This is a genomic window from Thioalkalivibrio sp. ALRh, from assembly GCF_000381425.1.
Taxonomy (GTDB): domain Bacteria; phylum Pseudomonadota; class Gammaproteobacteria; order Ectothiorhodospirales; family Ectothiorhodospiraceae; genus Thioalkalivibrio.
Genome location: NZ_KB906519.1, coordinates 1408192 through 1421220 on the forward strand (window position 1 = coordinate 1408192; position 13029 = coordinate 1421220).

The 13029-nt window shown below is 65.9% G+C and carries 11 protein-coding genes and 1 riboswitch; of the genes, 7 read left to right on the forward strand and 4 right to left on the reverse strand.

From position 1 onward, the window contains the following. Positions 1-15 precede the first annotated feature (15 nt). Positions 16-98, reverse strand: a riboswitch (S-adenosyl-L-homocysteine riboswitch). Between the two features lie 33 nt (positions 99-131). Continuing rightward, positions 132-1304 (reverse strand): methionine adenosyltransferase, encoded by a 1173-nt coding sequence (gene metK, locus F791_RS0106740; protein WP_018138128.1) that lies wholly within the window; start codon positions 1302-1304, stop codon positions 132-134. A 359-nt stretch (positions 1305-1663) separates the two neighbouring features. On the opposite strand from metK, the gene tkt reads away from it, so the two are divergent. The 6 genes from tkt to F791_RS0106770 all read left to right on the forward strand — a co-directional run bounded on the left by tkt (position 1664) and on the right by F791_RS0106770 (position 9527). Further along, positions 1664-3664 carry a transketolase gene (tkt, locus tag F791_RS0106745; RefSeq protein WP_019592382.1) on the forward strand — a complete coding sequence of 667 codons (2001 nt, stop codon included), beginning with the start codon at positions 1664-1666 and terminating at the stop codon, positions 3662-3664. Between the two features lie 50 nt (positions 3665-3714). Beyond that, on the forward strand, positions 3715-4713 hold the full coding sequence (gap, locus tag F791_RS0106750) for a type I glyceraldehyde-3-phosphate dehydrogenase (RefSeq protein ID WP_018138126.1): 999 nt from the start codon (positions 3715-3717) through the stop codon (positions 4711-4713). Between the two features lie 138 nt (positions 4714-4851). After that, positions 4852-6030, forward strand: a complete 1179-nt coding sequence (locus F791_RS0106755; RefSeq protein WP_018174936.1) for a phosphoglycerate kinase — start codon at positions 4852-4854, stop codon at positions 6028-6030. A gap of 37 nt (positions 6031-6067) precedes the next feature. Then, positions 6068-7498 carry a pyruvate kinase gene (gene pyk, locus F791_RS0106760; protein WP_018138124.1) on the forward strand — a complete coding sequence of 477 codons (1431 nt, stop codon included), beginning with the start codon at positions 6068-6070 and terminating at the stop codon, positions 7496-7498. 69 nt (positions 7499-7567) lie between these two features. Beyond that, entirely contained in the window at positions 7568-8632 is a 1065-nt protein-coding gene (gene fba, locus F791_RS0106765) for a class II fructose-bisphosphate aldolase (protein WP_018138123.1), read from the forward strand. Between the two features lie 91 nt (positions 8633-8723). After that, on the forward strand, positions 8724-9527 hold the full coding sequence (locus tag F791_RS0106770; RefSeq protein WP_018138122.1) for a lipid-binding SYLF domain-containing protein: 804 nt from the start codon (positions 8724-8726) through the stop codon (positions 9525-9527). Here F791_RS0106770 and bioD read toward each other — a convergent pair. From bioD to rimO, 3 genes are read right to left on the reverse strand one after another with little or no spacing between them, the layout of a single operon-like run. Then, the gene (bioD, locus tag F791_RS0106775; RefSeq protein WP_019592383.1) at positions 9455-10174 is read right to left on the reverse strand and encodes a dethiobiotin synthase; all 720 of its coding nucleotides are present in this window, start codon (positions 10172-10174) and stop codon (positions 9455-9457) included. The genes F791_RS0106770 and bioD overlap by 73 nt on opposite strands. After that, positions 10171-11067 carry a phosphoribosylaminoimidazolesuccinocarboxamide synthase gene (locus tag F791_RS0106780; protein WP_019592384.1) on the reverse strand — a complete coding sequence of 299 codons (897 nt, stop codon included), beginning with the start codon at positions 11065-11067 and terminating at the stop codon, positions 10171-10173. The genes bioD and F791_RS0106780 overlap by 4 nt, the downstream gene beginning before the upstream one ends. A gap of 27 nt (positions 11068-11094) precedes the next feature. Beyond that, entirely contained in the window at positions 11095-12456 is a 1362-nt protein-coding gene (rimO, locus tag F791_RS0106785) for a 30S ribosomal protein S12 methylthiotransferase RimO (protein WP_019592385.1), read from the reverse strand. 337 nt (positions 12457-12793) lie between these two features. Here rimO and rpmE point away from each other — a divergent pair, with 337 nt between their 5' ends. Next, the gene (gene rpmE / locus F791_RS0106790; protein WP_018138118.1) at positions 12794-12997 is read left to right on the forward strand and encodes a 50S ribosomal protein L31; all 204 of its coding nucleotides are present in this window, start codon (positions 12794-12796) and stop codon (positions 12995-12997) included. Positions 12998-13029: the final 32 nt, after the last annotated feature.

The window sequence follows — 13029 nt, forward strand, 5'->3', positions numbered from 1 at the left end:
CAACTTCTCCGGTTATCTGGATGAGCGCCGTGTTCACGTTTCAGGGGGGGCATCCGGCTGAGCCTGACGGTTAAACCGCTGCAGCGCTCCTCAGCCGGATGGGTATTTCGCTTACAAAATGTCGGGTGCTTTTAGAGGCCCGCCATCTTCTTAAGTTCCTCGGCCTTGTCGGTACGCTCCCAGGGGAGGTCGACGTCTTCGCGGCCGAAGTGACCATAGGCGGCGGTCGCCTTGTAGATCGGGCGCAGCAGATCCATCATCTGGATCAGGCCCCATGGGCGCAGATCAAACACTTCGCGCACGAAGCCTTCGATCTTGCGATCGTCGACCTTGCCGGTGCCGAAGGTGTCGACGGTGATCGAGGTCGGCTCGGCCACGCCGATGGCGTAGGAGACCTGGATCTCGCACTTGTCGGCCAGGCCGGCGGCGACGATGTTCTTGGCCACGTAGCGGCCGGCGTAGGCAGCGGAACGGTCCACCTTGGACGGGTCCTTGCCGGAGAACGCGCCACCACCGTGACGGGCCATGCCGCCGTAGGTGTCAACAATGATCTTGCGGCCGGTCAGACCGGCGTCACCCACCGGGCCCCCGATCTCGAACTTGCCGGTCGGGTTGATGTGGATCTTGTCGTCGGAGACCTGGCTCAGCCATTCGTTCGGCAGCACCTTCTTGAAGATCTCTTCGTAGATCGCTTCCTGCAGATCCTTCTGCGAGATGTCCGGGCTGTGCTGGGTGGACAGGACCACCGCGTCCAGGCCGGCCGGCTTGCCGTCTTCGTAGCGCAGCGAGACCTGGGACTTGGCGTCCGGGCGCAGCCACGGCAGCTTGCCGCTCTTCATCAGTTCGGACTGGATACGCACCATCTTGTGGGCGTAGAAGATCGGGGCGGGCATCAGCGTATCGGTTTCGCGCGCGGCGTAGCCGAACATCAGGCCCTGGTCACCGGCACCCTGGGTGGCGCGGTCGGAGACGTCGCGGTCCACGCCCATGGCGATGTCCTGGGACTGTTCACCCAGCACGTTCAGCACGGCGCAGGTCTTGCCGTCGAAGCCGACGTCGGAATCGTTGTAGCCGATCTCGCAGACGGTCTCGCGCACCAGGCGTTCGTAATCGATCTGCGCGCCGGTGGTGATCTCGCCCAGCAGCATGACCATGCCGGTCTTGGTGGCGGTCTCGCAGGCGATACGCGCATGCGGATCCTGTTCGATGATGGCGTCGACGATGGTGTCGGAGACCAGGTCGGCCATCTTGTCGGGATGGCCCGCGGAAACCGATTCCGAGGTGAAGATGTAATCGTTGGACATTAGGCGTTCCTTTGTGGGTCGTTTCGATTTAGTTTTGCGCAAAACGACCAGTACTGTAACGCAACTCGACGAGATTTTCTAAGCCCCCCTCCCGGTGTTTGTGGGGCCCCGGGCCGCACGAATCCCGTTGAGACCGCGTTCTGGTGCGCCCTGGCGCCGACTTGCCCCGATCGCGGAAAGTGGCCAAAATGCATCGCCTTTGCTGGGGCTGCTCGGGCCATTCCGTGTCTTTGAGCGCCGGCAGGATCTGTGTGCCCTCGATCGGTCGACCTGTCCGGGTCTGGCCGCCGCTGGTGCCCCGCGCCGCTGATCGCCGCCAGCCGAACCCAAACACTATTTCGAAAGAGCAGGAGTTCAGCATGCCGACCCGTAGAGAGCTTGCCAATGCCATTCGCGCCCTGTCGATGGATGCCGTCCAGAAGGCCAATTCCGGCCACCCGGGCGCGCCGATGGGGATGGCGGACATCGCCGAAGTGCTGTGGAACGACTACATGCAGCACAACCCGGGCAACCCGCACTGGCCCGACCGCGACCGCTTCGTGATGTCCAACGGCCACGGCTCCATGCTGGTCTACTCGCTGCTGCACCTGACCGGCTACGACCTGCCGATGGACGAGCTCAAGCAGTTCCGTCAGCTGCACTCCAAGACCCCGGGCCACCCGGAGTACGGCTACACCGCGGGTGTGGAGACCACCACCGGTCCGCTGGGCCAGGGGATCTCCAACGCGGTGGGCATGGCGCTGGCCGAGAAGATGATGGCTGCGCACTTCAACCAGCCCGGGCACGACATCGTCGACCACAACACCTACGCCTTCCTCGGCGACGGCTGCATGATGGAAGGGATCTCCCACGAGACCTGCGCGCTGGCTGGCACCCTGGGCCTGGGCAAGCTGGTCGCCTTCTGGGATGACAACGGCATCTCCATCGACGGCGAAGTGGAAGGCTGGTTCACCGACGACACCCCGGGCCGCTTCGAGGCCTATGGCTGGCACGTCGTGCGTGGCGTCGATGGTCACGACGCCGATGCGGTCAAGGCCGCGATCGAAGAGGCGCGCAAGGAAACCGGCAAACCGAGCCTGATCTGCTGCCGCACCGTGATCGGCTTTGGTTCGCCGAACAAGTCCGGCAAGGAAGAGTGCCACGGCGCCGCCCTGGGTGACGACGAAATCGCGCTGACCCGCAAGGAACTGGGCTGGAACCACGCCCCGTTCGAGATCCCGAACGACATCTACGAAGGCTGGAGCGCGAAGGACAAGGGTGCCAAGGCCGAGGCCGAGTGGAAGGAGCGCTTTGCCGCGTACAAGCAGGCGCATCCGGAACTGGCCGCCGAGTTCGAACGCCGTATGGCCGGTGACCTGCCGTCCGACTGGAGCGAAAAGGCCAACGCCTACATCAAGGAAACTGTCGAGAAGGCCGAGAAGGTCGCCTCGCGCAAGGCCTCGCAGAACGCGATCGCCGGCATGGCCCCGGCCGTCCCGGAGCTGCTGGGCGGCTCCGCCGACCTGGCCGGCTCCAACCTGACCATGTATTCCGGCTCCAAGGGCGTCAGCAAGGACGATGCCGCGGGCAACTACGTCTACTACGGCGTGCGCGAGTTCGGCATGGCCACGATCATGAACGGCATCGCCCTGCACGGCGGCTTTATCCCGTACGGCGGTACCTTCCTGATCTTCTCCGACTATGCCCGTAACGGTATCCGCATGTCCGCGCTGATGAAGCAGCGCGTGATGTATGTCCTGACCCATGACTCTATCGGTCTGGGCGAAGACGGCCCGACCCACCAGCCGATCGAGCAGACCCCGAGCCTGCGCCTGATCCCCAACCTGAACGTCTGGCGCCCCTGCGACGCGGTCGAGACCGCCGTCGCCTGGAAGGCCGGCATCGAACGCACCGATGGCCCGTCCGCGTTCATCCTGTCGCGTCAGGGCCTGCCGCACATGGAGCGTGATGGCGAGCAGCTCGCCAATATCGCCCGAGGCGGCTATGTGCTGAAAGACTGCGACGGCACCCCGGACCTGATCTTCATCGCGACCGGCTCCGAGGTCGAGCTGGCAGTGAAGGCGGCCGAGGAGCTCGCCGGCGAGGGCAAGAAGGCACGCGTCGTCTCCATGCCCTGCGTCGAACTGTTCGAGCAGCAGGACCCCGCCTACCGCGAGGCCGTTCTGCCGGCCGCTGTGCGCAAGCGCGTGGCCGTCGAGGCCGGCGCCACCGCGGGCTGGTACAAGTTCACCGGACTGGACGGCGCCGTGTTCGGCATGGATCGCTTCGGCGAGTCGGCCCCGGGTGGCGCCCTGTTCGACTACTTTGGCTTCAAGCCGGAGAACGTCGCCCAGATCGCCCGTGACGTGCTGAACGGCTAAGCTTACGTCCGCATCGATTTCGCATAAGCAAGAAAGAGAGGAGACATCCTATGTCGATCAAGGTTGGTATTAACGGCTTCGGTCGTATCGGCCGCATGGCCTTCCGCGCCATCGCCAAGGACTTCCCGAACCTCCAGGTGGTCGGTATCAACGACCTGCTGGATCCGGAGTACCTGGCCTACATGCTGCGCTACGACTCCGTGCACGGCCGCTTCGAAGGCGACATCAGCGTCGACGGCGACCACCTGGTGGTGAACGGCAACCGCATCCGCCTGACCGCCGAGAAGGACCCGTCCGCGCTGAAGTGGGGCGACATCAACGCCGACATCGTGATCGAGTCCACCGGCCTGTTCCTGACCGCCGAGACCGCCCAGAAGCACCTGGACGCCGGCGCCAAGAAGGTCGTGATGTCCGCGCCGTCCAAGGACGACACCCCGATGTTCGTCTATGGCGTTAACCACGGTGACTACGCGGGCCAGAACATGGTCTCCGCCGCCTCCTGCACCACCAACGCCCTGGCTCCGGTGGCCAAGGTGCTGAATGACACCTGGGGCATCAAGCGTGGCCTGATGACCACCGTGCACGCCGCCACCGCGACCCAGAAGACCGTTGACGGCCCGTCCATGAAGGACTGGCGCGGCGGCCGCGGCATCCTGGAGAACATCATCCCGTCGTCCACCGGTGCGGCCAAGGCCGTGGGCAAGGTGCTGCCGGAACTGAACGGCAAGCTGACCGGTATGGCCTTCCGTGTGCCGACCTCCGACGTCTCCGTAGTCGACCTGACCGTGGAACTGAACGGCGACGCCAAGTACGACGACGTCTGCGCGGCCATGAAGAAGGCCTCTGAGGGCGAGCTGAAGGGCGTGCTGGGTTACACCGACGAGCTGGTGGTCTCCACGGACTTCCGTGGCTACACCGCCCCGTCCGTGTTTGACGCCGGCGCCGGCATCCAGCTGGACCCGACCTTCGTGAAGGTCGTCGCCTGGTACGACAACGAGTACGGCTACACCTGCAACATGCTGCGCATGGTGGAGCACGTCGCCAAGTAAGGCCTGACGGCCGGGTCCTCGCGGGCCCGGCCGTTTTCCTTGTCCCGGGTTGGCCGGGATCCAGAGGCCTGGGGCGAGTCCCGAACGGGGCTGGCCCGAAGCCTTTATCTGTTCAACGTATTTCCGAGAGGTACTCCCATGTCTGTCATCAAGATGACCGATCTCGACCTGAATGGCCGCCGCGTGCTGGTGCGCCAGGACCTGAACGTGCCGGTGAAAGGCGGCAAGGTCACCTCCGACGCGCGTATCCGTGCGAGCCTGGAGACCGTGCAGAAGGCGCTGGACGCCGGCGCCGCGGTGATGCTGATGTCGCACCTGGGCCGCCCGACCGAGGGCGAGTTCTCCGAGGAGGATTCCCTGGCCCCGGTCGCCGAGCACATGGCCGGTCTGCTGGGCCGCGAAGTGCGCTTGGTGCGGGATTACCTCGACGGTGTGGACGCCCAGCCGGGTGAGGTCATCCTGCTCGAAAACGTCCGCTTCAATGCGGGCGAGAAGAAAGACGACGAGGCGCTCGCCAAAAAGTACGCGGCCCTGTGCGACGTGTTCGTGATGGATGCCTTTGGTACCGCTCACCGCGCCCAGGCCTCGACCCATGGTGTGGCGAAGTTTGCCCCGCAGGCCTGCGCCGGTCCGCTGCTGGCCAAGGAACTCGAGGCCCTGGGCAAGGCCCTCGAGACCCCGAAGCGCCCGCTGGTGGCCATCGTGGGCGGCTCCAAGGTCTCGACCAAGCTCACCGTGCTGGAATCGCTGTCCAGCGTGGTGGATCAGCTGATCGTCGGTGGCGGCATCGCCAATACCTTCATCGCGGCCCAGGGCCACGGTGTCGGCAAGTCGTTGTACGAGGCCGATCTGGTCGATGAGTCCAAGCGCCTGATGGAGGCGGCTCGCGCCAAGGGCGGCGAGATCCCGGTGCCGACCGACGTGACCGTGGGCAAGGAATTCTCTGAGTCCACCCCGGCCGAGACCAAGTCTGTCGATGCCGTAGCCGATGACGACATGATCTTCGACGTCGGCCCCGATACCGCGGCGACCTACGCCGAGGCCCTGCGCAACGCTGGCACCATCGTCTGGAATGGCCCGGTCGGCGTGTTCGAGTTCGACCAGTTCGCCGCCGGTACCAAGGCCCTGGGCGAGGCCATCGCCGAGAGCAATGCGTTCTCCATCGCCGGCGGGGGCGACACCCTGGCCGCGATCGACAAGTACAACCTGGCCGATCGCATCAGCTACATCTCCACCGGTGGTGGCGCCTTCCTCGAGTTTCTCGAAGGCAAGACCCTGCCGGCCGTCGCCATCCTGGAAGAGCGCGCCCGCGGCTGATGCCCGGCGCGCTCTCCGCTGACGGAGAACGACGCGGATGAGACGTACCAAGATCGTGGCCACCCTCGGGCCGGCCACGGATACCGACGAGGCCATGGAGGCCATCATCCTGGCCGGCGTGGATGTCGTTCGATTGAACTTCTCGCATGGCGACCCGGATGACCATCGTACCCGGCTCGCCCGCCTGCGCGCCGCGGCGGATCGCGCGGGTCGCTGCGTCGGCGTCCTTGGCGATCTGCAGGGCCCCAAGATCCGCATCGACCGCTTTCGCGAAGGTCGGGTCCAACTCCAGGAAGGCGCGTCCTTCGCGCTGGACGGGGACCTGGATCGCGACGCCGGGGATGGGACCCAGGTCGGGCTGACCTACAAGGAACTGCCGCAGGACGTGCGCCCCGACGACATCCTGTTGCTGGATGACGGGCGTATCGTGCTCAAGGTGACCGCCGTCAACGGGGCGCGCATCGAGACGACCGTCGTGGTCGGGGGCGAGTTGTCCAACAACAAGGGCATCAACCGCCAGGGCGGTGGCTTGTCCGCCCCCGCGATCACCGAAAAGGACCGCGAGGATATCCGTCTGGCGGCCGAGCTTCAGGTGGACTACCTGGCCGTCTCCTTCCCGCGTTCCGCGCAGGACTTGCACCTGGCGCGCAGCCTGTTGAATGACGCCGGCTGGGAGGCCGGGATCTGCGCGAAGATCGAGCGCTCCGAGGCCCTGGAGGTGATCGACGAGATCATCGCGGCCTCCGAGGTGATCATGATCGCGCGCGGGGACCTCGGCGTGGAGATTGGTGACGCCGAGCTCCCCGGCGTGCAGAAGACCCTGATCTCGCGGGCGCGTACGCTCAATCGTCTGGTCATCACGGCGACTCAGATGATGGAGACCATGATCCAGAACCCGATCCCGACGCGTGCCGAGGTCTTCGATGTGGCCAACGCGGTGCTCGACGGCACGGACGCCGTGATGCTCTCCGGCGAGACCGCGACGGGGCGCTATCCGGCGCGCGTGGTCGAGAGCATGGACCGGATCTGCGAGGCCGCCGAGCGCCAACGCGCCGCGCGCCAGTCGGACCACCGCATGGATTCGACCTTTGGCCGCGTCGACGAGGCCATCGCGATGGCCACGATGTACACGGCGAACCACCTGGACGTGGCGGCCATTGCCGCACTGACCGAATCCGGTTCCACGGCCCTGTGGATGTCGCGTATCAGCTCCGGTATTCCGATCTACGCGCTCACCCAGCACGAGTCCACCAGCCGCCGTATGACGCTCTATCGCGGGGTATACCCCCGGATCCTGGAGCCGATCCCCGAAAGCCACGAGAGCCTGAACCGTGAGGCGGTCAACTTGCTCCGGGCCGAGGGCGTCGTGCAGGATGGCGGGCTGGTTATCATTACCAAGGGTGATTTGCAGGGCGAACATGGCGGTACCAATGCCATGAAGATCGTGCGCGTTGGCGACGAGTTGTGAGCCGACGCGGCCCCCTGGAAGACCCAAGAGTTTTTACTACGTCAGTCCGATCCCGTTAAGGAGGAACCCATGGCACTGATCTCCCTTCGTCAACTGCTGGACCATGCCGCCGAGCACGGCTATGGCATGCCGGCGTACAACGCCAACAACATGGAACAGGTCCACTCGATCATGGAAGCGGCCGCCGCGGTCGACTCCCCGGTGATCATTCAGGCCTCCGCCGGTGCCCGCAAGTACGCCGGCGAGCCCTTCCTGCGTCACAACATCATTGCCGCCATCGAGCAGTATCCGGACATCCCGGTCGTGCTGCACCAGGACCACGGCTCCGAGCCGGCGGTCTGCCTGCGCTCCATCCAGTCCGGCTTCAGCTCGGTGATGATGGACGGCTCCTTGATGCCCGACATGAAGACCCCGGCCAGCTACGACTACAACCGTGACGTGACCGCCAAGGTCTCCGAGATCGCCCACGCCTGTGGTGTGTCCGTGGAAGGCGAGCTGGGCTGCCTGGGTTCCCTGGAAACCGGCATGGCCGGCGAGGAAGACGGCTCCGGTGCCGAAGGCAAGCTGTCCCACGACCAGCTGCTGACCGACCCGGACGAGGCTGCCGACTTCGTGAAGAACACCAAGTGCGACGCCCTGGCGATCGCCATTGGTACCTCTCACGGCGCCTACAAGTTTACCCGTCCGCCGACCGGTGACATCCTGGCCATCCAGCGCATCAAGGAGATCCACAACCGCATCCCGGATACCCATCTGGTCATGCACGGCTCCTCCTCCGTTCCGCAGGAGTGGCTGGAAATCATCAACAAGTACGGTGGCGACATGGGCGAGACCTATGGCGTGCCGGTTGAAGAGATCCAGGAAGGCATCAAGCACGGCGTGCGCAAGGTCAACATCGACACCGACCTGCGCATGGCCTCCACCGGTGCGGTGCGCAAGTTCCTGGCCGAGAACCCGAAGGAATTCGACCCGCGCAAATTCCTGAAGGCCTCCACCGCGGCCATGAAGGACATCTGCCAGGCCCGTTACGAGGCCTTCGGTTGCGCCGGCATGGCGTCCAAGATCAAGCCGATCTCCCTGGACGACATGGTCAAGCGTTACCTGTCTGGCGAGCTGGATCCCAAGGTTAACTGATCTGCGGATCGCAGCACGGAAAAGGGGGCTTCGGCCCCCTTTTTTTATGCGATCATGTCGCCAATTCCGAGCAATCCGGAGCGTTTACCCAATGCAGCGACTGATCCATCTTTGCCTGACCGCGCTGGTGGTGGCTGCGCTGTCCGCCACTGCCCACGCCAACCCGTTCAGCCGCGAGGTTGACCCGCAGGACATTGTCGACCGGGCGAAGGTCACGCTGGAGCGTATGGCCACGCACCCCGAATACGAACACCTCCAGGAAGATCTGCGCACCGCCCGAGGTGTCGTCATCTTCCCGCGTATTGGACGCGGCGCGTTCCTGATCGGGGGCTCCGGGGGCATGGGTGTGTTCCTCGCCTGGGACGAGGACAAGGGCGACTACTCGCCGGTTGCCTTCTATTCGGCCGGGTCGATCAGTTTTGGTATGCAGTTCGGGGGTGATGCCGCCGAGGTGGTGATGGTCGCGCGCACCCAGGATGCGGTGGACTCGATGTTCGGTTCGGCGATCCGTCTCGGCGCCGATGCCTCCGTTGCCGCCGGTCCGGTCGGGGCCGGGCGTGGCTCCACCCCGACGGCTGACTTCCTGACCTATTCCCGCTCGCGTGGGGCCTATCTGGGGATGAGCCTGTCCGGCTCGCGCCTGACCGTGCGTGACGACTTCAACGAGGCGTACTACGGCGAGGCGCAGCGACCGGTGCACATCATCGAGAGCCGACGCGTGGATCACGCCGGGACGCGCGAGCTGCGCGACCTGCTGGCCTCCTTCCGCCAGCCCGAAGAGGCCGCCGAGCCGACGACCGGGAGCGGCGACATGCGCCCGGATCAAACCCTGGACGAGGTCACCCCGGGCGAAGGCGGCATCCGCCAGGACGACTTCCAGGTGGAGAGCTTCTGAGTCGCCTCCTCCGGGGCTATCCCCTCCGGCAGCGACAGGATGGGTGCGGCCGTGTACCGGGCCAGCGCCCCGGCATTGTCCAGCAGGGGATCGGTATCGGCGTGGCGACGGTTGAGCACGATCCCGGCCAGTTGCAGGCCACGACGTTCCAGGGCCTCCAGCGTCAGCAGGCAGGTGTTCAACACCCCTAGCCGGTCCTCGGCGACCAGCAGGACCGGGAGGCCCAGGGTCTGCGCCAGGTCGGCGTTCAGGCCATCGCCGCACAGCGGCGAATAGAACCCGCCCGCACCCTCCACCAGTCGGGGGCCACCACCCGGCACCTCGCAGGCCTGAACCAGTTCCGCGACCGTCAGCTGCACACCCTGGCGCGCAGCGGCCTGATCGGGTGCCAGCGCATCGGGAAACCGCCACGGCGTCACCTGCGCCACGGCCGTTGCGGGAAGGCCGGCCGCCGCGGTCAGGGCAGCGCCATCCTCGGGGAACAGCGTGCCGTCGCGCTCGGGGCAGCCAGATTCCACCGGCTTGCGTGGCTGCGGGGCCAGGCCCTCGGCGCGCCACGCTGCCAGCAGGGCGCAGCCAACGAAGGTCTTGCCGACGCCTGTGTCGCTGCCCGTGACGAACAAGCCCTGTGGCGGCACTTCGATCATGCGTCGCGGGTCAGGCGTTCCAGGGCCTCGCGGTAGCGCGCAGCCGTTTGCTCCGCGACCTCGGGCGGCAGCTCGGGTCCGGGAGCGGTCTTGTCCCAGTCCAGGGTCTCGAGATAGTCGCGCACGTACTGTTTGTCGAAGGACTCGGGGCTCCGGCCTGGCGCATACTGGTCCGCCGGCCAGAAGCGCGAGGAGTCCGGCGTGAGGACCTCGTCGATCAGGTGCAGGGTCCCGTTCGCGTCCACCCCGAACTCGAATTTGGTATCGGCGATGATGATCCCGCGCTCGGCCGCGTAGTCGCGCGCCATCGCGTAGATTGCCAGTGCGGCCTTGCGCACCTGTTGCGCCCGTTCCTCGCCGATCGTGTCCACTACGGTGGCGAAGTCGATGTTCGCGTCGTGATCACCGACCGCTGCCTTGGTGCTGGGGGTGAAGATGGCCTCCGGCAGCTTCGAGGCCAGTTCCAGGCCGGCCGGCAGCGGGATGCCGCAGACCGCGCCGCTGGCCTGGTAGTCTTTCCAGCCGGACCCGATCAGGTAGCCGCGCACCACGGCCTCCACCGGCAGCGCCTCGAGCCGGCGAATCACCAGACTGCGGCCCTCCAGTGGCGCCCGGATCGCCGGGTCGGGGACCACCTGTTCCAGCGCGATGTCGGTCAGCTGGTTGGGGATGCCCAGCTCGCGTTCGACCTTGTGCATCCAGAACTCGGTAATTGCGGTCAGCATCCGCCCCTTGCCCGGGATCGGGGTGGGCAGGATCACGTCAAAGGCCGACAGGCGGTCGGTGGTGACCATCAGCAAGTGGTCGGCGTCGACCGCGTACAGGTCGCGCACCTTGCCGCGATGGACCAGTTCGAGATCGGGGATGTGGCTTTCCAGCAGGGCGTCGCTCATCAGTGCTTCCGTTCGGTCGGCTTGTGGTCAGTCGTCTGGCAGTTCGGCGATCAGGTCGTGCTCGTCGGTGTTGGTGATCGCGACCTCGATGAAGTCCCCGGCATCCACCGATTCCGGGTCGACCCCGGCCACGCGGATCACGCCGTCGATCTCCGGGGCCTCCGCGGCAGAGCGGGCAATCACGGTCCCGTCCGTGTGCACCTCGTCGACCAGCACTACCGGCTGGCTGCCGATCCGGCGGCGCAACCGCTCGGCGCTGATCCGGGCCTGCACGTCCATGAAGCGCGCCAGTCGCTCCTCGCGCACGGCCTCCGGCACCGGGTCCGGCAGGTCATTGGCTGCCGCGCCCTCCACGGGCGAGTAGGCAAAGGCCCCGACGCGGTCCAGCTGCGCCTCGTGCAGGAACTCCAGCAGGGTCTCGAACTCGGCCTCGGTTTCGCCCGGAAAGCCCACGATAAAGGTCGAGCGCAGGGTCAGGTCGGGGACCTGCTCGCGCCAGCTCGCGATGCGTTCCAGTACGCGCTCGGCGGCGGCCGGGCGGCGCATCGCCTTGAGTACCCGGGGGTGGCCGTGCTGCAGCGGCATGTCCAGATACGGCAGGATCCCACCGTCCTCGCCCGAGCCCATCAGCGGGATCAGCCGATCCACGTGCGGGTAGGGGTAGACATAGTGCAGACGCACCCAGATGCCGAGCTGGCCCAGTGCCTCGGCCAGGTGGGCGATGTCGGAACGGATCGGGCGCCCGCCATGGAAGCCGGTGCGGTACTTCACGTCCACGCCATAGGCCGAGGTGTCCTGCGAGATCACCAGGATCTCGCGCACGCCGGCCGCGGCCAGGCGCTCCGCCTCGGCCAGCACCTCGCCGATCGGGCGGCTGACCAGGTCGCCGCGCAGGCTGGGGATGATGCAGAAGCTGCAGCGGTGGTTGCAGCCCTCGGAGATCTTCAGGTAGGCATAGTGGCGCGGGGTCAGGCGGATCCCTTGCGGCGGCACCAGCGACTCGAACGGGGTCGCCGGCGGCGGCAGGTGTTCGTGCACCACGCCCACCACTTCCTCGTAGGCATGCGGGCCGGTGACCGCGAGCACGCCCGGGTGGGTCTCGTGAATGCGCTCGGCATCCTTGCCCAGACAGCCCGTGACGATCACCCGGCCATTGGCATCCATGGCCTCGCCGATCGCGTCCAGGGATTCGGCCACCGCATCGTCGATAAAGCCGCAGGTATTGACGACCACCAGGTCCGCGCCGTCGTAGTCCGCGGCGATCTCGTAGCCTTCGGCACGCAGGCGCGTCAGGATCTGTTCGGAGTCGACCAGTGCCTTCGGGCAGCCGAGGCTGACAAAGCCCACGCGCTGCGCGTTGTCGAGAGACGGGGTGTTGCTTTTATTCACAGTAAGTTATCGCCTTCTGGGAGCTGTTCCGGGCGCGCCCGGTTCCTGGTGCGTCAGCCGGTGTTCTCCCGGATTGTCCTTTTGATTTAACGGGTTGCGCGGCCGGGTTGTCGGTCGGGGGTGGGTGGCGCTGCGCCACTTGGTCCCGGGTGCGGCAGTCGCGGACAATTCGTCCACAAGGTTATCCACAGGCCGCCCCAAATGCCTCGAAGGGGCTCTATCTTCAGGGGCTTGCATACACAGGGCCCGCCTCCCGGCCTTCACGAAGGACCTTGCAACAGCCCCGGAAAGGCGGCTATGCTATCGCACTTTTCGCCAGAACACGCGTGAGCCGACCATGAAAGCCGACATTCATCCGAACTACCACAACGTCAAGGTCATCTGCAGCTGCGGCGCGCAGTTCGAGACCCGCTCCACTCTCTCGAAGGACGAGATGCATTTGGACGTGTGCTCGCAGTGCCATCCGTTCTACACCGGCAAGCAGAAGATCGTTGACACCGCCGGTCAGGTCGACAAGTTCAACCGCCGCTTCGCATTCTAAAGTGCGTTCGCGCCCGATGGCGCGAGGCGGTT

Bases quoted from the DNA above. Each gene is read 5' to 3' on its own strand.
- F791_RS0106770 (WP_018138122.1), top strand. From the start codon at position 8,724: ATGCAGCGACTGATCCATCTTTGCCTGACCGCGCTGGTGGTGGCTGCG.
- bioD (WP_019592383.1), bottom strand. From the start codon at position 10,174: ATGATCGAAGTGCCGCCACAGGGCTTGTTCGTCACGGGCAGCGACACA.
- tkt (WP_019592382.1), top strand. From the start codon at position 1,664: ATGCCGACCCGTAGAGAGCTTGCCAATGCCATTCGCGCCCTGTCGATG.
- fba (WP_018138123.1), top strand. From the start codon at position 7,568: ATGGCACTGATCTCCCTTCGTCAACTGCTGGACCATGCCGCCGAGCAC.
- pyk (WP_018138124.1), top strand. From the start codon at position 6,068: ATGAGACGTACCAAGATCGTGGCCACCCTCGGGCCGGCCACGGATACC.
- F791_RS0106755 (WP_018174936.1), top strand. From the start codon at position 4,852: ATGTCTGTCATCAAGATGACCGATCTCGACCTGAATGGCCGCCGCGTG.
- metK (WP_018138128.1), bottom strand. From the start codon at position 1,304: ATGTCCAACGATTACATCTTCACCTCGGAATCGGTTTCCGCGGGCCAT.
- rpmE (WP_018138118.1), top strand. From the start codon at position 12,794: ATGAAAGCCGACATTCATCCGAACTACCACAACGTCAAGGTCATCTGC.
- gap (WP_018138126.1), top strand. From the start codon at position 3,715: ATGTCGATCAAGGTTGGTATTAACGGCTTCGGTCGTATCGGCCGCATG.
- F791_RS0106780 (WP_019592384.1), bottom strand. From the start codon at position 11,067: ATGAGCGACGCCCTGCTGGAAAGCCACATCCCCGATCTCGAACTGGTC.